Annotated in this window: 20 protein-coding genes and 1 pseudogene; 8 read left to right on the top strand and 13 right to left on the bottom strand. The window is 70.7% G+C overall.

Translation table 11 applies throughout. From position 1 onward, the window contains the following. Positions 1 to 4: 4 nt before the first annotated feature. From OG625_RS21535 to folK, 5 genes are all read left to right on the top strand, one after another. Positions 5 to 1,852 (top strand): phosphatidylglycerol lysyltransferase domain-containing protein, encoded by a 1,848-nt coding sequence (locus OG625_RS21535; RefSeq protein ID WP_329383549.1) that lies wholly within the window; start codon positions 5 to 7, stop codon positions 1,850 to 1,852. Positions 1,853 to 2,066: 214 nt separating this feature from the next. Then, on the top strand, positions 2,067 to 2,939 hold the full coding sequence (gene folP / locus OG625_RS21530) for a dihydropteroate synthase (protein WP_329383546.1): 873 nt from the start codon (positions 2,067 to 2,069) through the stop codon (positions 2,937 to 2,939). A gap of 25 nt (positions 2,940 to 2,964) precedes the next feature. Further along, complete coding sequence (locus OG625_RS21525; protein ID WP_329383543.1) at positions 2,965 to 3,408, top strand: nuclear transport factor 2 family protein; 444 nt, start codon at positions 2,965 to 2,967, stop codon at positions 3,406 to 3,408. A gap of 130 nt (positions 3,409 to 3,538) precedes the next feature. Next, the gene (gene folB / locus OG625_RS21520) at positions 3,539 to 3,898 is read left to right on the top strand and encodes a dihydroneopterin aldolase (RefSeq protein WP_030010912.1); all 360 of its coding nucleotides are present in this window, start codon (positions 3,539 to 3,541) and stop codon (positions 3,896 to 3,898) included. Next, positions 3,895 to 4,503 carry a 2-amino-4-hydroxy-6-hydroxymethyldihydropteridine diphosphokinase gene (gene folK, locus OG625_RS21515; RefSeq protein ID WP_329383539.1) on the top strand — a complete coding sequence of 203 codons (609 nt, stop codon included), beginning with the start codon at positions 3,895 to 3,897 and terminating at the stop codon, positions 4,501 to 4,503. Before folB ends, folK begins: the two co-directional genes overlap by 4 nt. Before the next feature lie 48 nt (positions 4,504 to 4,551). Here the strand turns inward: folK and OG625_RS21510 are convergent, their stop codons facing one another. After that, positions 4,552 to 6,426, bottom strand: coding sequence for a transposase (locus OG625_RS21510; protein WP_329383536.1), 1,875 nt, complete (start codon positions 6,424 to 6,426; stop codon positions 4,552 to 4,554). 273 nt (positions 6,427 to 6,699) lie between these two features. On the opposite strand from OG625_RS21510, the gene OG625_RS21505 reads away from it, so the two are divergent. Beyond that, on the top strand, positions 6,700 to 7,188 hold the full coding sequence (locus OG625_RS21505) for a DUF3180 domain-containing protein (protein ID WP_329383533.1): 489 nt from the start codon (positions 6,700 to 6,702) through the stop codon (positions 7,186 to 7,188). A gap of 12 nt (positions 7,189 to 7,200) precedes the next feature. On the opposite strand, the gene OG625_RS21500 is transcribed toward OG625_RS21505, so the two are convergent. The 7 genes from OG625_RS21500 to dacB form a co-directional block, all read right to left on the bottom strand. Beyond that, entirely contained in the window at positions 7,201 to 7,572 is a 372-nt protein-coding gene (locus OG625_RS21500; protein WP_329383530.1) for a hypothetical protein, read from the bottom strand. Further along, positions 7,572 to 8,180: a GTP cyclohydrolase I FolE gene (gene folE / locus OG625_RS21495; protein ID WP_329383527.1), complete on the bottom strand. Its 609-nt coding sequence runs from the start codon at positions 8,178 to 8,180 to the stop codon at positions 7,572 to 7,574. The genes OG625_RS21500 and folE overlap by 1 nt, the downstream gene beginning before the upstream one ends. Before the next feature lie 98 nt (positions 8,181 to 8,278). Beyond that, positions 8,279 to 10,315 (bottom strand): ATP-dependent zinc metalloprotease FtsH, encoded by a 2,037-nt coding sequence (gene ftsH / locus OG625_RS21490; protein WP_329383524.1) that lies wholly within the window; start codon positions 10,313 to 10,315, stop codon positions 8,279 to 8,281. Between the two features lie 207 nt (positions 10,316 to 10,522). Further along, entirely contained in the window at positions 10,523 to 11,083 is a 561-nt protein-coding gene (gene hpt / locus OG625_RS21485; RefSeq protein ID WP_329383522.1) for a hypoxanthine phosphoribosyltransferase, read from the bottom strand. Positions 11,084 to 11,150: 67 nt separating this feature from the next. After that, entirely contained in the window at positions 11,151 to 12,200 is a 1,050-nt protein-coding gene (gene tilS, locus OG625_RS21480; protein WP_329383519.1) for a tRNA lysidine(34) synthetase TilS, read from the bottom strand. A 194-nt stretch (positions 12,201 to 12,394) separates the two neighbouring features. Beyond that, positions 12,395 to 13,528 (bottom strand): zinc-dependent metalloprotease, encoded by a 1,134-nt coding sequence (locus OG625_RS21475; RefSeq protein WP_329383516.1) that lies wholly within the window; start codon positions 13,526 to 13,528, stop codon positions 12,395 to 12,397. Between the two features lie 37 nt (positions 13,529 to 13,565). Beyond that, positions 13,566 to 14,999 carry a D-alanyl-D-alanine carboxypeptidase/D-alanyl-D-alanine endopeptidase gene (gene dacB, locus OG625_RS21470; RefSeq protein ID WP_329383512.1) on the bottom strand — a complete coding sequence of 478 codons (1,434 nt, stop codon included), beginning with the start codon at positions 14,997 to 14,999 and terminating at the stop codon, positions 13,566 to 13,568. Between the two features lie 218 nt (positions 15,000 to 15,217). On the opposite strand from dacB, the gene OG625_RS21465 reads away from it, so the two are divergent. Continuing rightward, positions 15,218 to 15,712: an inorganic diphosphatase gene (locus OG625_RS21465; protein WP_329390831.1), complete on the top strand. Its 495-nt coding sequence runs from the start codon at positions 15,218 to 15,220 to the stop codon at positions 15,710 to 15,712. A 296-nt stretch (positions 15,713 to 16,008) separates the two neighbouring features. Next, positions 16,009 to 17,652 carry a threonine/serine ThrE exporter family protein gene (locus OG625_RS21460; protein WP_329383510.1) on the top strand — a complete coding sequence of 548 codons (1,644 nt, stop codon included), beginning with the start codon at positions 16,009 to 16,011 and terminating at the stop codon, positions 17,650 to 17,652. 187 nt (positions 17,653 to 17,839) lie between these two features. On the opposite strand, the pseudogene OG625_RS21455 reads toward OG625_RS21460, so the two are convergent. From OG625_RS21455 to OG625_RS21435, 5 genes and pseudogenes are all read right to left on the bottom strand, one after another. Continuing rightward, positions 17,840 to 18,499 (bottom strand): annotated as a pseudogene (locus OG625_RS21455) (DedA family protein); the annotation flags it as partial. Positions 18,500 to 18,618: 119 nt separating this feature from the next. After that, the gene (locus OG625_RS21450; RefSeq protein ID WP_329383507.1) at positions 18,619 to 19,377 is read right to left on the bottom strand and encodes a MerR family transcriptional regulator; all 759 of its coding nucleotides are present in this window, start codon (positions 19,375 to 19,377) and stop codon (positions 18,619 to 18,621) included. A 79-nt stretch (positions 19,378 to 19,456) separates the two neighbouring features. Continuing rightward, entirely contained in the window at positions 19,457 to 20,275 is an 819-nt protein-coding gene (locus OG625_RS21445) for an ABC transporter permease (protein WP_329383504.1), read from the bottom strand. After that, positions 20,272 to 21,207: an ATP-binding cassette domain-containing protein gene (locus OG625_RS21440; protein WP_329383501.1), complete on the bottom strand. Its 936-nt coding sequence runs from the start codon at positions 21,205 to 21,207 to the stop codon at positions 20,272 to 20,274. The genes OG625_RS21445 and OG625_RS21440 overlap by 4 nt, the downstream gene beginning before the upstream one ends. Before the next feature lie 81 nt (positions 21,208 to 21,288). Beyond that, positions 21,289 to 21,909 (bottom strand): PadR family transcriptional regulator, encoded by a 621-nt coding sequence (locus OG625_RS21435; RefSeq protein ID WP_329383498.1) that lies wholly within the window; start codon positions 21,907 to 21,909, stop codon positions 21,289 to 21,291. Between the last annotated feature and the right edge of the window lie 9 nt (positions 21,910 to 21,918).

The following is a 21,918-nucleotide window of genomic DNA, read 5'->3' as shown; positions in this document are numbered from 1 at the left end:
AGCGATGTCTAGCAGGATAGATGGCGATAAGTCCGGACAGGTTCCGACCCTGATGGGCCGAATCCTCCGGGGTCCCCGACCGGAGACCGTTCCCGGTCTCGTAGGTACGGCCGTCACGATCGTCGGCCTGCTGGACATCGCGGCGGGTGTGTTTCCGCGCTTCCGGCACAGCAGGATCCACGCGATCACCGAGGTGCTGCCCGGCTCCTTCGGTCCCTTCGCCGCGGCCCTGTCCATCAGCGCGGGCGTACTGCTCCTGCTGCTCGCGCACGGCCTCAAGCGGCACAAGCGGCGCGCCTGGCGGGCCGCCGTCGTCCTGCTCCCCGCGGGCGCGGCGGCGCAGTTCATGTACCGCTCCTCCGTCATCGGCGTGATCATCGCAGCGGTGCTCCTCGCGCTGCTGCTGCGCCACCAGAACGAGTTCAAGGCGCTGCCCGACCCGCGCAGCCGCTGGAAGGCGCTCGCGAACTTCGTACTGATGAGCGCCGGTTCCATCGGCCTCGGCCTGCTCATCGTCAACGTCCACCCGAACAAGGTGTTCGGCAACCCGAGTCTGTCCGAGCAGGTCACCCACGTGATCTACGGACTCTTCGGCTTCGAGGGCCCCGTCGGCTACGCCGGACGGGTGTCCTGGACCGTCGGCTACTCCCTCGGCGCCCTCGGCATGCTGACCGCGCTGACCACCATCTACCTGGCCTTCCGCCCCGAGCACCCGGCCGCCCGGCTCACCTCGGACGACGAGGCCCAGCTGCGCGAGCTCCTCGCCCGGCACGGCGGCCGCGACTCCCTCGGGCACTTCGCGCTCCGCCGCGACAAGGCCGTCGTCTTCTCCCCCAGCGGCAAGGCCGCCGTCACCTACCGCGTCGTCTCCGGCGTGATGCTCGCCTCCGGCGACCCCATCGGCGACGTCGAGGCCTGGCCCGGCGCCATCGAGCGGTTCATGGAGGAGGCCAAGGCCCACTCCTGGACCCCGGCCGTCATGGGCTGCAGCGAGACCGGCGGCGAGGTCTGGACCCGCGAGACCGGTCTCGACGCCCTGGAGCTGGGTGACGAGGCGATTGTCGATGTCAAAGACTTCTCCCTCTCGGGCCGAGCCATGCGCAACGTCCGCCAAATGGTGAAGCGCATCGAACGCAACGGCTACACCACCAAGGTCCGCCGGGTCAGCGAGCTGACCGAGGAGGAGCTGGCGCAGGTGCGCGGCGCCTCCGAGGCCTGGCGCGGCACCGACACCGAGCGCGGCTTCTCCATGGCGCTGGGCCGGGTCGGCGACCCGGGCGACGGCGACTGCTTCATCGCCACCGCCCACCGGGTGGAGGAGGGCGACACCAGCCCCTTCGGCGACCTCAAGGCGATCCAGCACTTCGTCCCGTGGGGCAAGGACGGCATGTCGCTGGAGCTGATGCGCCGCGACCGCTCCGCCGACCCCGGCATGAACGAGCTGCTGATCGTGGCCTCCCTGGAGGCCTCCCCGGCCCTCGGCATCGAGAAGGTCTCCCTCAACTTCGCGATGTTCCGCTCGGCGCTGGCCCGCGGCGAGAAGATCGGCGCCGGACCGGTGCTGCGGATGTGGCGCAGCCTGCTGGTGTTCCTCTCCCGCTGGTTCCAGATCGAGTCCCTGTACAAGTTCAACGCGAAGTTCCGGCCCCGCTGGGAGCCCCGCTTCGTGGTCTTCCGCACCACCCGTGACCTGCCCCGCATCGGCTTCGCCGCGATGCAGGCGGAGGGCTTCGTGACGCTGGCCCTGCCCCGCCTCTTCGCGAGCCGCCGCCGCCCCAAGCCGGTCCGCACGTGCACGCACAACGAGATGCCTTCGGTCCGCCAGGCCGACCGCGAGGTCCAGGCCGCGTAGCCCTCCGCCGGGCGTGCGGGGCGACCACGGCGCGGGCAAAGTCCAGCCCCTCCGGCGTTTGAGGAGTGGGGGTCCCCCCGGACGAAGTCTGGGGGAGGGTCCGGGGCGGAGCCCCGGCGGGGCACCCGCACCGCGCGACCCCGACCCCGCCCCCGGCCGGGCCCCGCATCCCCGAACACCGTCCGGCCAGGACACGGGCTCTACCCTGGAAGCCATGAACACCACGCGCGGAACCTCCGGCCGGGGCCGGGTCGCAGGCCTGCCCGATTGGGACCGCTGCGCGGTCATGGGCGTCGTCAACGTCACCCCCGATTCCTTCTCCGACGGCGGCCGCTGGTTCGACACCACCGCCGCCGTCAAGCGCGGCCTCGACCTCGCCGCCCAGGGCGCCGACCTCATCGACGTCGGTGGCGAGTCCACCCGCCCCGGCGCCTCCCGGGTCGACGAGGAGGAGGAGCTGCGCCGGGTCGTCCCCGTCGTGCGCGGGCTCGCCTCCGAGGGCATCGCCGTCTCCGTCGACACCATGCGCGCGGCCGTCGCCGCCCAGGCCGTCGCGGCCGGCGCGACCCTGGTCAACGACGTCAGCGGCGGACTCGCCGACCCCGGGATGATCCCGGCCGTCGCCGCCGCCGAGGTGCCCTTCGTGGTCATGCACTGGCGCGGCTTCAGCGCCGACATGAACAGCCTCGCCGTCTACGCGGACGTCGTCGGCGAGGTCACCGCCGAGCTCCGCGCCCGCATCGACGCGGTCGTCTCCGGCGGGATCGCCCCCGAGCGGCTCGTCGTCGACCCCGGGCTCGGCTTCGCGAAGAACGCCGACCACGACCTGGCCCTGGTGGCGCACCTGCCCGAGCTGCGCGCGCTCGGCTTCCCGCTGCTGGTCGCCGCCTCGCGGAAGCGTTTCCTCGGCCGGGTCCTGGCCGGCGGCGACGGCGCCGCCCCGCCGCCGGCCCGCGAGCGGGACGCGGCCACGGCCGCCGTCTCCGCCATCGCCGCCCACCAGGGCGCTTGGGCCGTACGGGTCCACGAGGTACGGGCGACCGCTGACGCGGTTCGGGTGGCCCGCGCAGTGGAAGGGGCCCTGTGAGCCGCATAGACCCAGAAGGAGCCCAGTGAGCAGAACCGACATCGAAGCGGTCGAAGAGGTCAACACGGCCTTCTACGAGGCCATGGAGCGGGGGGACTTCGACGCACTGTCGGCGCTCTGGCTGGAGGACGAGATCTCCTGCGTGCACCCGGGCTGGCCGGTTCTCTCGGGCCGCGGCGAGGTCCTGCGCTCGTACGCGCTGATCATGTCCCACACGGACTACATCCAGTTCTTCCTCACCGACACCAAGGTGGCCGTCATAGCCGACACCGCCCTGGTGACCTGTACGGAGAACATCCTCAGCGGCGGGCCCGCCGAGGACGGCGGGGAGCTCGGCCCGCTGGTCGGCCAGCTGGTCGTCGCCACGAATGTGTTCCGACGCACACCGGAGGGGTGGCGGCTGTGGTCCCACCACGGTTCTCCGGTCCTCACGGAGTCCGACGAAGAGGACGAAGAGGACACCTGCTGACCCCTCGGGCGGGATCCCCGGTATTTCGCAGGTAAATTCGAAGATGGACGACGCCGACCGCACTCGGCGTAGGCCCATGGTTTCGGGGAGTCCCGGACCGGAAGTACCTACGAAAGCAGGAGTGATTCGCGTGGATCGTGTCGCACTGCGCGGCCTCAAGGCTCGCGGGCACCACGGCGTCTTCCCCAGGGAACGCGAGGAAGGCCAGACCTTCATCGTCGACCTCGTGCTGCACCTCGACACCCGACCCGCGGCGGCCGGAGACGACCTGGCGAAGACCGTGCACTACGGGGTCGTCGCCGAGGAGGTCGTCGACGTGGTCCAGGGAGAGCCCGTCGACCTGATCGAGACCCTCGCCGAGCGGATCGCCCAGCAGTGCCTCAAGCACGAAGCGGTGGCACAGGTGGAAGTCGTCGTCCACAAGCCGGACGCGCCCATCACCGTCCCCTTCGACGACGTGACCATCACGATCACCCGGAGCCGCGCATGAACCACGGACTGAGCGCCCAGAGCGACCCCACCGTCCAGCCCGTACCTGCCTCCGTCACCGAGGCCGTGGACGCGGCGGACGTCACCCTGTCCAACCCCAAATGGGCCGTGGTCGCGCTCGGCGCGAACCTCGGCAACCGGCTGGAGACCCTGCAGGGCGCCATCGACGCCCTCGGCGACACCCCGGGCCTGCGGGTCAAGGCCGTCTCCCCCGTCTACGAGACCGAGCCGTGGGGCGTCGACCCCGGCTCCCAGCCCTCGTACCTCAACGCGGTGGTCCGGATCCGCACCACCCTGCCCCCGTCCTCGCTCCTGGAGCGCGGCCACGCCATCGAAGAGGCCTTCGACCGCGTCCGCGAGGAGCGCTGGGGCCCGCGCACGATCGACGTCGACATCGTGTCGTACGCCGAGGTCGTCTCCGACGACCCGGTCCTCACCCTCCCGCACCCGCGCGCCCACCAGCGCGCCTTCGTGCTGGCCCCCTGGCACGACATCGACCCGGAGGCCCAGATCCCGGGCCACGGCCCGGTCGCGACCCTGCTGGCCGAAATCGGCCTCACTGGAGTCACCCCGCGCCCCGACCTGGAACTCCGCCTGCCTGAGTAGTAGTCGTTAAGTAGCGTCTCTGATCAGCTGAGTGATCCCCGGCCAGGACTATTGTCCGGCGGGAGAATTCCCCACTGTGGAGGGGTGGCGTGGGCGTGCAGGTGGAAGCCTGCGCCCAGTGCTGTTCCTCGTGGTCGGTGACCGATGGTGGGTGGGCCGATCGTCGTCACGTCCTGGTGCCGGTTGGCTGCGCGGGGCAGCCGCTTCCGGTCCGTGTGAGCGTGTCCCTCCGGACGCTTGCCCGCCCGACCGTGGGGTCTGGTGGGGGAGGGTGCCCTGCGTCGCCTGGGCGCGGGGCGTGAGGTGTGTGGCCGGGTGGGTCCGGTCTTGGACCGGTCCTTCCGGCTGATCTTGTCGGCAGTCGGTGAGATGACTGCCCCGGCTTCGAGCACATCGATCACGGAGCGAATCACCATGGTGCCGTTGCCGCGGGTCGTCACGGTCTTGCCCTGGTGGGTGAGGCCGCGTGCGGCGATGCGTTTCCACGCCCCGGTATCGCGGTCGCCTTGCCACCTGCAGCCTGGGCCACAGGGCCCACTTCCAGCCCGGGACGGTGGGCCGGTCGGGGGCCTTGCGGTGCCTGAGTGGTGTGAGGCACTGAGGGCAGTGTTTGGAGGTGTTGCGGGCCGGGACGGTGACCACCGCGATGCCCGCTTCGGCGGCGAGGTGCCGTACCCGGTCGGTGATCTGCCCGCGTACCACTTGGGACAGGCGGGTGTTCATGGTGCGGCCCATACCGCGTGCTTCCATCGACCGCAGGTCTTCGAGGTAGATGACACTCGCCCCAGCGGTGACGGCCTGATCCACTGCCCACCGTGCGCCCGCCCACGCGAGTGCATCGTTGAGGTTCGACCTTCGGTCGGACACGGCCTGGATCTCATCGGCCAGGACTGCCTGCTTCCTGTTCAGCGGGTGCTGCTCGGCCTCGCCGGTGAGCCTCTCGTAGCGGTCGGCTTTCGCGTCCAGACGCTCGCCAAGGCGGCGGAGGCGGTGCTGTTTGGCGAGGACACCGGCAGCACGGAACATTCCACGCGCGCCGAGGGCGGTGATGGTGCCGTCCTCGTGGAGACGGGCAGCCCCGGCACTGAGCAGGGTGGTCAGGCCCCAGTCCACACCGAGCGCGACGGTATGCCCAGTGCGGGCGGTCTTGGGAACGGCGTGGGTGTAGGCGAGATCCGCTCGCACGCGACCTCGACGGATCCGCAAGTTGGGCAAGTGCAGAACGGCCGAGGCCGGAATCGTCGGCGGAAGCGAGATCGGGCAGGACACCCATGTCCAGTCCTTGTACGACCGCGGATCGGACTGGGTCGGCAGTTGCAGCCGCAGCAAAATCCGGCCCGGATCGTCATCGTGCCGTTCGATGGTGGCCTGCTGCCCGTCACACGCCGATAGCAGCAGCATGCGCGCCGGCCGGGGTGCGGCTTCCGCCTCGAACACATCGACCGGCAGCCGCCCGTGCTCGCGGACGAACACGGCGACCTGCCGAGTACGCCCCTTGATGACGCTGGACGGCAGATACTCTCCGCCGGGTGCGGCAGCCCGTACGGCTTCCCACTCCGCCGTTGTGCGCTTGGACGGATCGGCTGGCCAGGTCGCAACTACGGCGGCGGTGAGGTCTGCGCGCCACTTCGCCGAGCGCGCAGTGCGACCGGCCGTCTCCTGGGCCGTGCGAACGATCCGGTCGTTGACGCGGATCCCCTCGGCCGGGCCGACGGTCCAGCCGAGCCTGCGCAGGGCCATCCACGCGTTCGATGGCAGTTTGCGGCCCATGGCGTCCTCACCGGAGGCGAGTACGTCCACGTCGATTGCATTCCAGTGGGCAGCCAGGAGCGAGTCGGCCATGCCGGACACCAGATCAACGCACCTGCCGACCCGCTCCGCCAGCGTGGCGGTGAGCAGGAGTTCACCGGTCTTCTCGTCCACGCCCGTGCGTAGGAGCCCACGGGCGCAAGCCGTGCGGGAGGTCTCGCCCGCGGCGAGCGGCACCTTCCGACCCACGCCCACCCTCCCCTGCCGCCCATGTGCTCTCATCCGATCAACGACTCTCATCGCGAAAGGTCACCCGCTCGAATCGCGAACCCATCTTCGACAGCCACAACACGAACACCATGGGCTGAACACACACGACCACTTTGGATGCGTACGGAACTATGTGAGCCTGTTGACTGCGAGTCGCCGAGAGTGGGGAACGGGCAAGTGAAGCAACTGAGGCCGGCGGTCCTGGCGGGCATCTTCGCCGTCGCCGGGGTCCTGTCGTGGGCGGGCGCCCGGCTGTGGAACGCGTACGGCAGCCTGCCGGGCGTCCCGCTGGCCGCCCCGATCGTGCTGGCCGTGATCGCGGTGGTCCTCCTCGCGACGGCCCTGTCCATGCGCGCCCGGCTGAAGGCCCAGCGCGAGCGGCGCCCGGGCGCCAAGGGCGTGGAGCCGCTGATGGCGGCCCGCGCCGTGGTCTTCGGCCAGGCCAGCGCCCTCGTTGCGGCCCTGGTGGCGGGCATGTACGGCGGCGTGGGCGTCTTCCTGCTCACCGACGCCCTCGACGTCCCCGCCCGCCGCGACCAGGCCTGGTACGCCGGCTTCTCGGTCCTGGCGGGCGCGGCGGTCATCGCGGCCGCCCTCTTCCTGGAGCACGTCCTGAAGCTCCCGGAGGACGAGGACACCACCCCGGAGGGCACGGCCCGGGCGTAGGCCACCCGGGAGTCAGACGTCGGCGATCCGCTGCCACAGGGGCAGGTCGAGCGGCCCCAGGTCCGGCATGTGGCAGACCTCCAGGTCGTGCAGGTAGCCGTTCGCGAAGACGAGGGCTTCGCCGACCCAGTCGCCCTCGGCGCTCCACAGCGACTCGGCGGCCACAATGGGTCCCTGCCCCGGCGAAGCCGCCGGGACCGCATCCTGGTCCACCCGTAGGTACGTACTGGGACACCCGCAGGTGCAGCTGCCGGTCATCATGGTGTGCGGGATCTGGGCCCGGTAGGCCCGCACCACGGGGGTGTCCTCGCTGAGGATCAGCTCCAAGGTGCGCCTGACGTCCTCGCTGAGCGGCTCCCAGACCTGTTCCGCATCATCTGCCACTAACGGGCCATGATGAGGCTCATCGCCTCGTTGCGGGTTGCGGGGTCGCGGAGCTGGCCGCGGACGGCCGAGGTGATGGTCTTCGCGCCCGGCTTGCGCACGCCGCGCATCGTCATGCACATGTGCTCGCACTCGATGACCACGATGCAGCCGCGCGGCTCCAGAATCTCCATCAGGGAGTCCGCTATCTGCGTGGTCAGCCGCTCCTGTACCTGGGGACGGCGGGCGAACACGTCCACGAGGCGGGCCAGCTTCGACAGGCCGGTGATCTTGCCGTCGGTGGACGGGATGTAGCCGACGTGGGCCACGCCGTGGAACGGCACCAGATGATGTTCGCAGTTCGACATGACCTCGATGTCCTTGACCAGGACCATCTCGTCGTGCCCGAGGTCGAACGTCGTCGTCAGGACCTCTTCGGGCGTCTGGTACAGCCCGGCGAATATCTCCTTGTACGCCCGCGCCACGCGCGCCGGCGTCTCCAGGAGGCCCTCGCGGTCCGGGTCCTCGCCGACCGCGATCAGGAGCTCTCGGACGGCCGCCTCGGCGCGCTTCTCGTCGAACTCGCCGATCGTGCCCTCTCCACCGGTCAGGGTCACTGGGTCGGTCATCTCATCCTCGTTCCTGTGTGCACAGCGCTCGCGGCCATATAAAAGTGCCGCGCCCCCCAGGCTAGAACCTGGGGGGCGCGGCTTCCATTCCGGGTGGATCAGGCCTCGGGGCGGTCCTCCGGGACCACCTCGATGCCCTTCTCCGTGGAGACCGGCGCGACGGCCGTGGCCGCCGAGGTGCCGTTCGCCGAGTTCGTCAGCTGGAGCTCCTTGGGAGAGAGCACCGGCGGACGGGTGGAGGGGGTGCGGCGGGAGGAGCCGGTCCACGCAGGGCGGGCCGGACGCTTCACGATCGTCGAGAAGATCTCGGCGATCTGCTCCTTGTTCAGCGTTTCCTTCTCCAGCAGCGCGAGGACCAGGTTGTCGAGAACGTCGCGGTTCTCGACGAGGATCTCCCAGGCCTCGTTGTGCGCGGTCTCGATGAGCTTCTTGACCTCTTCGTCGACCAGCGCCGCGACCTCTTCCGAGTAGTCCCGCGGGTGCGCCATCTCGCGGCCCAGGAACGGCTCGGTGTTGTCGCCGCCGAACTTGATCGCACCGAGACGCTCGGTCATGCCGTACTGCGTGACCATGGCCCGCGCCGTGGCGGTGGCCTTCTCGATGTCGTTCGCCGCGCCCGTCGTCGGGTCGTGGAAGACCAGCTCCTCGGCCGCGCGCCCGCCCAGCATGTAAGCCAGCTGGTCGAGCATTTCGTTGCGCGTGGTCGAGTACTTGTCCTCGTCGGGCAGGACCATGGTGTAACCCAGGGCCCGGCCGCGGGACAGGATCGTGATCTTGTGGACCGGGTCGGAGTTCGGGGAGGCCGCCGCGACCAGGGCGTGTCCGCCCTCGTGGTACGCGGTGATCTTCTTTTCCCGGTCCGACATGATCCGGGTCCGCTTCTGCGGACCCGCCACGACGCGGTCGATCGCCTCGTCCAGGGCGTGGTTGTCGACCAGCTTCTTGTCCGAGCGGGCCGTGAGCAGCGCGGCCTCGTTCAGGACGTTGGAGAGATCGGCACCGGTGAAGCCGGGCGTACGACGGGCAACCGCGCCCAGGTCGACGTCCGGAGCGACCGGCTTGCCCTTCTGGTGGACCTTGAGGATCTCCAGACGGCCCTGCATGTCCGGACGGTCGACCGCGATCTGCCGGTCGAAGCGGCCCGGGCGCAGCAGCGCCGGGTCGAGGATGTCCGGACGGTTCGTGGCGGCGATCAGGATGACGCCGCCCTTCACGTCGAAGCCGTCCATCTCGACGAGCAGCTGGTTGAGGGTCTGCTCGCGCTCGTCGTGACCGCCGCCGAGACCCGCACCGCGGTGCCGGCCGACGGCGTCGATCTCGTCGACGAAGACGATCGCCGGGGCGTTGGCCTTGGCCTGCTCGAACAGGTCACGGACACGCGAGGCACCGACACCGACGAACATCTCGACGAAGTCGGAACCGGAGATCGAGTAGAAGGGGACACCGGCCTCGCCCGCGACGGCGCGCGCGAGCAGGGTCTTTCCGGTGCCGGGCGGGCCGTAGAGCAGCACGCCCTTGGGGATCTTGGCGCCGACGGCCTGGAACTTCGCCGGCTCCTGGAGGAACTCCTTGATCTCGTGGAGTTCCTCGACGGCCTCGTCCGCGCCCGCGACATCGGCGAACGTCGTCTTCGGGGTGTCCTTGGTGATGAGCTTGGCCTTGGACTTCCCGAAGTTCATGACCCGGGAGCCGCCGCCCTGCATCTGGTTCATCAGGAACAGGAAGACGACGACGATGAGGACGAACGGCAGCAGCGAGAGCAGCACGCTCAGGAACGGGCTGGTCTTGTCCGGGGTCACGGAGTAACCCTTGGGGATCTGACCGGCTTCGTACTTGGTCTGGAGGTTCTGGGCGAGCTGGACGCCCTGATCCCCGATGTAGTTGGCCTGGAACTTGGTGCCGTCGTGCTTGCCGAGCTTCTGGCCTTCGCTCAGCTCGATCTTGATCATCTGGCTGTCGCCGGTGGTCAGCTTGGCTGTCTCCACCTGGCCAGTGTTGATCGCCTTGATGACCTCGCTGGTGTCCACCGACTTGAAGCCGCCGCCGGAGCCGACGACATTCATCAACACGACCACGGCGAGGACGGCCAGCACGATCCACATGACCGGCCCACGGAAGTATCGCTTCACGTCCATCCATACGGGGCGCAGAGCACCCCGTCCCTCCTGCCCGTAGGTAAATGCTGCTGTGAGTAAAGACTGTTCTTCGGAATGTACCTCTGTATTGTCACCCGCGGCCTCGTGGTACGGCTGACAGACCCGCTTTCCCTGCTCCAACGGCGGGAATCGCCCCCAGGTTCCCGTCTGGTCCCCGGGGGCTTCGAACTTCGCGGGCTGCGGCGGTCAGCCGCCGTAGACGTGCGGGGCGAGCGTGCCGACGAACGGCAGGTTGCGGTACTTCTCCGCGTAGTCGAGGCCGTAGCCCACGACGAACTCGTTCGGGATGTCGAAGCCGACCCACTGCACGTCGATCGCGACCTTCGCGGCCTCGGGCTTGCGCAGCAGCGTGACGACCTTGAGGGAGGCCGGCTGGCGGGAGCCCAGGTTCGACAGCAGCCAGGACAGCGTCAGACCGGAGTCGATGATGTCCTCGACGATCAGGACGTGCTTGTCCTTGATGTCGGTGTCCAGGTCCTTGAGGATCCGCACGACGCCCGAGGACTGGGTTCCGGCGCCGTACGAGGACACCGCCATCCAGTCCATGGTGAGCGGGGTGGACAAGGCGCGCGCCAGGTCCGCCATCACCATCACGGCGCCCTTGAGCACACCGACGATGAGCAGGTCCTTGCCCGCGTACTCCGCGTCGATCTTCGCTGCCAGCTCGGCGAGCTTCGCGTCGATCTCTTCCTTGGTGATGAGCACCGACTGGAGGTCGTTGCCCATGTCCTTCTCGTCCACCCGCATCACTTTCGTTGTCGGCCGGGGCTCCGGGGAGGTGCCCCCGGAGGACTCAGCCGTGTTTCAGCACCAATCAGCCCTGCCGGATGACCAGTCTGCCACCCTGCCGCTGGGCCTCGACCCGGCCGGGCAGGTTGATGGCGCCCTGACCGCGCCATCCGGTGATGAGCCGGTCGACTTCCTCGATGTGGCGGGCGAAGAGGGAGCCTGCGGGGGAACCGGCGGCGACGACCGCCCTGCGCAGCACACGGCGGCGGACGGCCGGGGGCAGGGCGTACAGCTTGGCGCACTCCAGTCGGCCGTCCTCGTCCCGTACGCCGGTCTCCGCGTCGGCGGCCCAGGCGTCCAGGGCGTCGGCGTCGTCGCGGGAGAGCTGGGCGGTGCGGGCCAGTGCCTCGACCACGCCCTTGCCCAGGGCCTTCTCCAGCGCGGGCAGGCCCTCGTGGCGCAGCCGGGAGCGGGTGTAGGCGGGGTCGAGGTTGTGCGGGTCGTCCCAGACGGCCAGGGACTGGACCATGCAGGCCTTGCGGGCGGTCTGCCGGTCGACCTGGAGGAAGGGGCGGCGGTAGCGGTGGCTGCGGCCGGGGCCTCCGGAGACCTCCGCCATGCCGGACAGGGAGCGGATGCCGGAGCCGCGCGCGAGGCCGAGCAGGACGGTTTCGGCTTGATCGTCCCGGGTGTGGCCGAGCAGCACGGCGGCGGCGCCCAGCCGGTCGGCGGCCTCGTCGAGGGCGGCGTAGCGGGCGTCGCGGGCGGCGGCCTCGGGTCCGCCGTCGCGGCCGACGCGCACGGCGACGGACTCCACCGGGTCGAGGCGGAGTGCGGTCATGCGGGTGACGACCTCGGCGGCGCGCTGGTCCGAGCCGGGCTGGAGCCCGTGGTCGACGGTGATGCCGCCGGCCCGGATGCCGAGCTTGGGGGCCTCGAAGGCGAGTGCCGAGGCGAGTGCCATCGAGTCGGCGCCGCCGGAGCAGGCGACGAGGACGAGTGGCGGGGTGCCTCCCCCGGCTGGCGCCGGGAGGTGCCCCCGGGTGGTGCGAGGGTCTGTGAGGTCGGTGAGGACGTCGTGGAGTACGCGGCGGACCGCCAGGCGTATCGCCGCGACCGCAGGATGGGGACCCATGTCCGGTGCCCTTCGATGGAGTTCGGAGTTCGGATGCCTCGAGGCGTGATGGCCGGGATCGAGATGTCACTCAGAGTGCGTTGATGGTGACAGAACCGAGCCGTTCCCCGAGCATCGCACGCCCTTCATGCGCTCACGGTCCCTCGGACGGGTGACGCTGCTTCCCCCAGTGAGACATGTTTACGCCCCCTGAGTCAGCCTTCTTCACTCCCCTTGCGGTGCACACGGGCCACCCAGTCGGCGGGCTGGGCGATCTCGGCCTTGGTCGGGAGTGTGTTCGGGGAGGTCCAGACGCGGTTGAAGCCGTCCATGCCGACCTGGCCGACGACGGCGCGCACGAAGCGCTCCCCGTCGCGGTACTGGCGCAGTTTCGCGTCGAGGCCGAGCAGCTTGCGCAGGGCGGAGTCGAGCCGGCCCGCCCCGCTCGCCCGGCGCTGCTGGAACTTCTCGCGGATCTCGGCGACCGAGGGCACCACCTGGGGGCCGACCCCGTCCATCACGTAGTCGGCGTGGCCCTCCAGCAGGGACATGACGGCGGTGAGCCGGCCGAGGACCTCGCGCTGCTCGGGGGTCTGTACGAGTTCGACGAACGAGCGGCCCTCGTCGCCGCGCTCGGCGTCGGGGCGGGCGCCGGCGAAGGACTGGGCGGCCTCGCGGATGCGTTCCAGGACGGTCACCGGGTCCACCTCGGTGGCGCCGAGGAACGACTGGATCTCGCCCTCCAGGTGGTCGCGCAGCCAGGGGACGGCGGTGAACTGGGTGCGGTGGGTCTCCTCGTGGAGGCAGACCCACAGCCGGAAGTCGTGCGGGTCGACCTCCAGCTCGCGCTCCACGTGGACGATGTTGGGGGCGACGAGCAGCAGTCGGCCGCCGCCCGCGGAGCCGGGCAGGTCGCGGGAGACCGGCGCGAAGGTCTCGTACTGGCCGAGGACGCGGGAGGCCAGGAAGCTGAGCAGCATGCCCAGTTCGACGCCGGTGACCTTGCCGCCGACGGCTCCGAGCACGGCTGCGCCGGGGGTGCCCGCGCGGCGGTCCTGCATCTTGCCGAGGAGCGGCTGGAGCAGCTCGCGGAAGCCGGCCACGTTGGCCCTGACCCAGCCGGCCCGGTCGACGACGAGGACGGGGGTGTCGGGGAAGGCCGCGCCTTCGGGGATCATCCGGGTGAACTCGCGTACGTGCCGTTCCGAGGTCCTGGCGTGCGCGCGCAGCTCCGCGACCACCGCTCGTGCCTCGTCCCGGCTGACCTCCGGGCCGGGTCGCACCAGTCGGGTCGCGGTCGCCACCGCGAGGTTCCAGTCGACCATCTCGGCACCACTGATGCTCGTCATGCGTCAACGGTACGTGGGCCGGCCCTTCGGCGGACCCCTACGGTGCGGCCGCGACCGCGGCGGCGAGTTTGTCGAGGGCCTTCTCCGCGCCCTCCGGGCCGGGGGTGTTCGCGGTCAGGAACGCGAAGGCGAGGAGCCGGCCGGAGCGGTCGACGACGGTGCCGGAGAGGGAGTTCACGCCGCTCAGGGTGCCCGTCTTGGCGCGGAGCAGGCCGGCCGCCGGTGAGCTGCCGGAGTTGCGGGTGCGCAGGGTGCCGGTGAATCCGGCGACGGGCAGGCCCGTGAGGACAGGCCGAAGTTCCGGGTGCTGAGGGTCGGCGGCCTTCGCGAGGAGCGCGGTCAGCAGGCCCGCGCTGACCTTGTCGGCTCGGTTGAGGCCGCTGCCGTCGGCGAAGCGGGAGCCGCCGACGTCCACCCCGAGGGCGGCGAGTCTGGCGGCGACGGCCTTCTCGGCGCCCTCGAAGCTCGCGGGCTGTCCGGAGGCGAGGGCGGTCTGGCGGGCGAGGGCCTCGGCGATGTCGTTGTCGCTGTTGGTCAGCAGCCGCTCGACGAGTCCGGAGACGGGGGCGGAGAGGGTGACGGCGAGCGGCTGGACGCCGGCCGGGGCCTTGGCCCTGGCGGGGGCGCCGGTGACCTTGATGCCGCCTTCCGCCAGCAGGGCGGAGAAGGCGCGGGCCGTCTCCTTGGCGGGGTCCTCGGCGCGTTTCACGGGGCCGGAGGTGGAGTCGTCGAGGCGGCCCTCGTCGGCGGCGAGGGAGGTCACGAGGGCGAGGTTGGGGTTCTCGCCGATCGGGTGGCGGGCGGGGCCGGTGTAGAGGCTGTCGTCGTAGCCCAGGGTCACGGTGTCCGTGCCGGCGGCCTTGAGGGCCTGCGCGGTGTCCCGGGCGAGGGCGACGAGGTTGCCGCCGGATCCGGCGGGGCTCTTGTCCTTGGCGGTGAGGGAAGGGTCGCCGCCGCCGACGAGGACGATCTGGCCGGGGGCGGCGCCGGTCGTCACGGTGGTCCGGATCTGGTGCTCGGGCCCGAGGGCGGCCAGGGCCGCGAAGGCGGTGGCGATCTTGATGGTGGAGGCCGGGGTCATCGGCTCCCGCGCCCCGGACTCGTAGAGCACCTGCCCGGTGGCTGTGTCCACGACGGAGGCGGTGCGGACGGTGCCGAGGGCAGGGTCGGCGAGCAGCGGCTTCAGCGCGGCGGCGAGCCCCGCGGGGGCGGCCTGCTGCGCGGGCGCGGACCCGACCCCGACTCCCGCGAGCACCCCGGGCGCGCTGGGCGCGGCCTGCGGAAGGGCCCCGGATCCGGGTCCGGCACCGTGATCTGCGCCACCCGTACGGCTCCAGGAGGCGGCTCTGTCCCGCTCGGCCTTACGCTGGCCGGAGTCCCAGGGACCGGCGGAGGCCACCACGGCGGCCGACAACGCGAGGCCGGCTACGGCGGACCCCGCGATGAGCTGCCACGTTCTGACCAATGGCACCTCGGACCAGCCCCTTTCGCGATCACACATATGCGTGAGGGACACTTAACCACTGCGTCTTGCCGCGAGCATGGCACCCCACCGGCTGGGGGCACTCCCCCAGCCTTCGGCCGGGGGGACCCCCACCCAGCGTCAGCTGGGGGCGGCTGGGCCGGACGCGCTATCACTCGAGCAATTCAGGCTTCAGACCGCTGAAGCTGATCATGGAGGAGCAGGACGTGGAGTTCGACGTCACCATCGAGATCCCCAAGGGTTCGCGGAACAAGTACGAGGTGGACCACGAGACCGGCCGGATCCGTCTGGACCGTCGCCTCTTCACCTCGACCAGCTACCCGGCCGACTACGGCTTCGTCGAGAACACCCTCGGCGAGGACGGCGACCCGCTGGACGCGCTGGTCATCCTTGACGAGCCGACGTTCCCGGGCTGCCTGATCAAGTGCCGCGCCATCGGCATGTTCCGCATGACGGACGAGGCGGGCGGCGACGACAAGCTGCTGTGCGTGCCGGCCTCCGACCCGCGTGTCGAGCACCTGCGCGACATCCACCACGTGTCCGAGTTCGACCGCCTGGAGATCCAGCACTTCTTCGAGGTCTACAAGGACCTGGAGCCGGGCAAGTCGGTCGAGGGCGCGAACTGGGTGGGCCGCACCGAGGCCGAGGCCGAGATCGAGGCCTCGTACAAGCGCCTCGAGGCTTCCGGCGGCCACCACTGAGCTCCGCTCGGTAGCTGCTGACACAGCGGGCGGTACCCCCTCGGGGGTGCCGCCCGCTGTCGCGTTCCGGGCCGGCTGCGCCTGAGCACGTGGGGCTCCGCCCCACACCCTCCCCCAGACTCCGTCCGGGGGGACCCCCACGCCTCAAACTCCCCCAGCTACCGCTGGGTGGGGGTCCCCCCGGCCGAAGGCTGGGGGAGTGCCCCCTGGCGGGGCTGGTTCTTCCAGCCCGCCATGGCCGGGGAGGAAACGGTTCCGCATACTGATACGGCAGGTGATCACGGACTGGAGGGCGCGTGGCGGAATCCGATGGGGTGGAGGACCGCAAGCCCCAGTCCGACGAGGCCCGGAGCGCGTTCACGCCGCCGCCCGGGATGCAGCCGGAGGTTCCCGAGGAGGACCAGCCCACCTCGGAGTTCGCCCTTCCCGCGGGCACCGAACCAGTGCAGCCCGGGCCCGAGGGGTCGGCGTTCCGGCCACCGGCCACCTACAGCGCCGCGCAGTCCCCGCCCGCCTACACCCCCGGCCAGGGTTTCCCCGTCGCCCGGATGAAGGAGTCCCCCTGGCAGGACCGCATGCGCACGATGCTGCGCATGCCGGTCGACGTGCGCCCCGTACCCGACCTCGTGCAGAAGCCGAGCGAGGCCGGGCCCCCCGTGGGACGCGTGCTCGACCTCACCCTGCGCATCGGGGAGCTGCTGCTCGCCGGCGGCGAGGGCTCCGAGGACGTGGAGGCCGCCATGTTCGCGGTGGCCCGCTCCTACGGGCTGGACCGCTGCGAGCCCACCGTCACGTTCACGATGCTGTCGATCACCCACCAGCCCTCCCTCGTGGACGACCCGGTCTCGGCGAGCCGGACCGTACGCCGCAGGGGCACCGACTACACCCGCCTGGCGGCCGTGTACCGGCTCGTGGACGACATCAGCCACCACGAGTTCGACATCTCCCTGGAGGACGCCTACCGGCGCCTCGCGGAGATCCGCCGCAACCGGCACCCGTACCCCACCTGGGTGCTCACGGCAGCCGCCGGGCTGCTCGCCGGGGCCGCCTCCACCCTCGTCGGCGGCGGGGTCGTCGTGTTCTTCGCGGCGGCCCTCGGCGCCGTCCTCGGCGACCGGCTGGCATGGCTGTGCGCCGGCCGCGGGCTGCCGGAGTTCTACCAGTTCGTGGTGGCCGCGATGCCGCCCGCCGCGTTCGGGGTGGCCCTCAAGCTCGCCGAGATCCAGGACATCAAGGCCTCCGCCGTGATCACCGGCGGGCTCTTCGCCCTCCTCCCCGGACGGGCCCTGGTGGCCGCCGTGCAGGACGGGCTGACCGGTTACTACATCACCGCGTCCGCCCGGCTGCTGGAGGTCATGTACCTCTTCATCGGCATCATCATGGGCGTGCTGGTCGTGCTCTACCTGGGCCTGCAGCTCGGCGCCGCCCCCAAACCGGAGGAGGTCCTGCAGATCACCCAGCGGCCGCTGATCCAGATCGCGGCCTCGATGGTGCTGGTCTTCACCTTCGCGATCCTGCTCCAGCAGGAACGTTCCACCGTGTGGATCGTGACGCTGAACGGCGGGGTGGCCTGGGTGACCTTCGGGGCCCTGCACTACGCCGGCGGCATCCCGCCCGTACCGTCCACGGCCGTCGCGGCCGGGCTCGTCGGCCTCTTCGGGCAGCTCTTCTCCCGCTACCGCTTCGCGTCCGCCCTGCCGTACGTCACGGCCGCGATCGGGCCGCTGCTGCCCGGCTCCGCCACGTACTACGGGCTGCTGCTCATCGCCGAGGACCGGCTGAACGAGGGACTGGGCTCGCTGGTGAACGCCGCGGCCATCGCCCTGGCCATCGCGATCGGCGTCAACCTGGGCGCGGAGACCTCGCGGCTGTTCATGCGCATCCCGGGCGCCGCGAGCGCCGCCAAGCGCCGTGCGGCGAAGCGGACCCGGGGCTTCTAGCGCCCGTACGGGTACACGTACGCCCCCACCGGGCTCGGGTGAGCCCTTGCGGGGGCGTACGTGGTGGCTGAGGCCGTCTGGCGGTGCTGCTTACGGATCCGCGGCTCCGCCCCGTACCCCGCGCCTCAAACGCCGGCGAGGCCGAACGTGGCTAGCGCTTGGCGTGGCGGCGGCGCTGACCGGGGGCCTGCGGGTCGTCGCCCTCGGAGAGGGCCTCGGCGGCCTGCGCCTTGTTCTCCTTGCGGGCCTTGAGGACCTCGAAGATCACCGGGATCAGGGAGAGCAGGACGATCAGGATCAGGATCGGCTCGATGTTCTCCTTGATGAACTCGATCTGGCCGAGCCAGTAGCCGGCGATCGTGATGCCCGCGCCCCAGCCGATGCCGCCGATGACGTTGTACGTGAGGAAGGTGCGGTACCTCATCGAGCCGGCGCCCGCGACCATCGGCGCGAAGGTCCGGATGATCGGCACGAAGCGGGCGAGCACGATGGCCTTCGGGCCGTGCCTGTCCATGAACTCGTGCGCCTTGTCGAGGTTCTCCCGCTTGAAGAGCTTCGACTGCGGCCTGTTGAAGAGCTTCGGGCCGAAGTACTTGCCGATCATGTAGCCGACCTGGTCACCGACGATCGCGGCGATCACGATCAGGGTGCAGACCAGCCACAGCGGCTGCTTGATGTACTCGCCGTTCGCGACCAGGAGACCCGCCGTGAACAGTAGGGAATCGCCGGGCAGGAACGCGAAGAGTCCCGATTCCGCGAAGACGATGACCAGGATGCCGATCAGACCGAAGTGCGAGATCAGATAGTCCGGGGACAGCCACTCAGGGCCGAGCGCAAGCTGGTACACGGTTTCCGGACTCTCCTGGATGAGGGGGGCGTACTGCGGGCGGGCGGTCTCAATTATCAACGCACATGACCCCCGCCCGGTTCCAGAGTCCGGAGGGGGTCGCGTGCGTGACGATTCGCCTACGCCTTGCGCACGGCATTCGCCATGATCGCGTCGCGCACGAACACCGCCAGGCCCGTCCGGACCCCGTCGTAGTGCGCCGTGAACCGCTCGTCCGCGACGTACATCTCACCGAGGCAGGTGTGGATCTCGTACGTGCAGAAGTAGTAGCTGCCGTTGATCCAGCCGCGGTGCTCCTCCGCGAGGTCCATGGCCTGCTCGGAGTCCGCGGGCGTGCCGGCCTCCAGCAGGGCGACGAACCGGCGGTTGATGTCCTGCTCCTGGGCCTGGATCCGCTGCCAGTCCTCCTTGGTGTACGAGGCGGTCCGGCGCGCCGACTCCTTGTACGCGTCCGTGTCGCCCCAGCGGCGCTCGGCCTCCTCGGCGTGCTCGTCGGGGTCGAAGTCCCCGAAGACCTCGAACTTCTCCTCGGGCGTGAGGTTGATGCCCATCTTCTTCGCCTCCATGGCGTGCTCAACGGCCTTGGCCATCTGCTGGAGCCGGTCGATCCGGTCGGTCAGCAGGGCATGCTGCCGGCGCAGATGCTCCCGCGGATCCGTTTCCGGGTCGTCCAGCAGGGTCGCGACCTCGTCGAGGGGGAAGCCGAGCTCCCGGTAGAACATGATCCGCTGCAGCCGGTCCAGGTCGGCGTCGTCGTACCGCCGGTGACCCGCGTGGCTGCGGCCGCTCGGCGAGAGCAGACCGATCTCGTCGTAGTGGTGCAGCGTGCGCACCGTGACTCCGGCGAATCCGGCGACCTGGCCCACGGAGTAGCCCATGTCCTTCCCCCTCCTCCTGGTTGGGTACGCCCTTCACTGTGGGCCCTCACGCGGCGTGAGGTGCAAGTCCTTCCGCGTCCTACCTGCTCAGGCCCCGGTAGCGGCCCAGTGCCAGCGGGACGAAGACCGCCAGCAGCAGCACCGGCCAGCCGACGGCCAGCAGCGCGGCGTGGTCCGAGGCCCACGACGGGGAGACCGCCGCCGGGTTGTCGAACAGCTCACGGATCGCGGTGCCCGTCGCCGACATGGGGTTCCATTCGACCACCGCACCGAGCCAGCCGGGCATCGACTGCGGCGTGGCGAAGGCGTTGGAGAGGAACCCGACGGGCCACACCAGGATCTGGACCGCCTGCACCAGCTCCGGCCGGCCCGCGACCATGCCCAGGTGGATGCCGATCCACAGCATGGCGAACCGCAGCAGCAGGAGCAGCCCGAAGGCGGCCGGCGCGGCGGCCGCAGAACCGTGCCAGCGCCAGCCGAGCAGCAGGCCCACCCCGGCGAGGACGGCCAGTCCCAGCGCCGACTGGAGCATGTCGGCCAGGCTGCGGCCGACGAGCACCGCGGAGGGGGACATCGGCATGGCGCGGAAGCGGTCGATGACCCCCTTGCCGAGGTCCCGGGTGAGGGCCGTCATCGTCGCCTCCAGGCCGAAGGCCATGGTCAGCACGAACATCCCCGGTACGAGGAACTCGACGTACTCGCCGTCGATGCCGCGCCCGCCACCGACGAGGAAGCCGAACATCAGCAGCATCATCACGGGGAAGACCAGGCCGATGACCACCTGCACCGGCTGGCGCGCCCAGTGCGCGAGCTCGCGCCGGGTCATGGTCCAGGAGTCCGAGACCACCCAGGACGCCCGGTACACCGAAGACGCCGAACACACCGAAGTCGTGCTCATGCGGCCACCTCCGCGGCGTCGGCGGGGCTGGTCAGGTGCAGGAAGGCCTCGTCGAGCGTGGGGCGCCGGACCGAGAGGTCGGCCGCCTCGATGCCCGCCTCCTCCAGCGTCCGCAGGGTCAGGGCCAGGCCGGCCATGCGGTCCCGTACGGGGAAGCCGAGGGTCAGGGTGTCCTGGTCCACGGTGGGGTCCGGCAGCAGCTCCGCCGCCCGCGCCAGCTGGGCCGCGTCCCGCAGGACGACGAAGATCCGGTCCGGCCCGACCAGCGCCTTCAGCTCGTCGGCGGTGCCCTCCTGCGCGACCCGGCCGGCGTCGATCAGGGCGATGCGGTCGGCCAACTGGTCGGCCTCCTCCAGGTACTGGGTGGTCAGCAGGACGGTCGTGCCGCCGCCGACCAGGGAGCGGACCGCGCTCCACACCTCGGCGCGGCCGCGCGGGTCGAGCCCGGTGGTCGGCTCGTCGAGGAACAGCACCTCCGGGTCGGTGATCAGCGAGGCGGCCAGGTCGAGCCGGCGCCGCATGCCGCCGCTGTAGCGGCCCACGGGCTTGCGGCCGGTGTCCGCGAGGCCGAAGCGTTCGAGGAGCTCGTCCGCCCGGGCCCCGGCCCGCCGCGCGCCCAGGTGGTGGAGGCGCCCGAACATCTCCAGGTTCTGCCGCCCGTCCAGTTCCTCGTCGAGCGCCGCGTGCTGGCCGAGCAGTCCGATCCGGGCGCGGACGGCCGCCGCGTCCGTCCGTACGTCGTGGCCTGCGACCCGGACCACGCCCTCGTCGTGGCGGAGCAGGGTGCTCATGACCCGGACCGCCGTGGTCTTGCCCGCGCCGTTGGGGCCGAGCACCGCCTGGACCGTCCCGGGCCGCACCTCCAGGTCGAGTCCGGCCAGGGCGTGCTTGTCCCCGTACCGCTTGTGGACACCTTCGACGAAGATCGCCAACGCGACTCCTTCTAGTCAAATTTGAATAGTGGGATCGGTAAAGCTACTGCCCGTCTCCGGACTAGTCAAACTTGATTAGACCTACGAGGTCGCGTACGGGTTCTCCTGGCCCTCCGCCAGCACCCCGACGAACGGCTCCCCGCCCTCGCCCGCGAAGGAGTACGCCCCCTCCTCGATCCGGGCAATGAGCCCCCGCGTCCACTCCGCCTCGGCCTCCGCGGAGTGGACCCACATGTGCATGATCTCGCCGATGTGGCCGAGGACCTCGGGCCCGCCCTCCGGGGTGTAGTGCTCCGTCACCGCCGAGCGCCAGCCCGCCAGCTTCGCCAGCCGCTCCCCCAGCAGCGCCAGCACCTCGGCCCGCGGCAGGTCGACCATGAAGCCGAGCGCCGCCGACAGCACGTCCGTCTTCTGGTCGTACGCCGCCAGCGCCTCGCGCAGCAGCTTGAAGTACTCCTCGCGGCCGGCGCCCGTCACCTCGTACTCGGTGCGCGGCGGCCCGCCGGCCACGCTCGGAGCCACCTCGTGCGCGAGCAGCACGCCCTGCTTCGCCATCTGCTTCAGCGCGTGGTAGATCGACCCGGGCTTGGCGTTCGACCACTCGTGGGCGCCCCAGTACTCCAGGTCGTTGCGCACCTGGTAGCCGTGGGCCCGCCCGTGCTGACGGACCGCACCGAGGACGAGGAGCCGGATCGCTGACATGCGGCCCAG

It is taken from the genome of Streptomyces sp. NBC_01351, assembly GCF_036237315.1.
Lineage (GTDB): Bacteria > Actinomycetota > Actinomycetes > Streptomycetales > Streptomycetaceae > Streptomyces.
The sequence above is the reverse complement of the archived record's forward strand: the minus strand, read 5'-3'. Positions and strand labels throughout refer to the sequence as shown.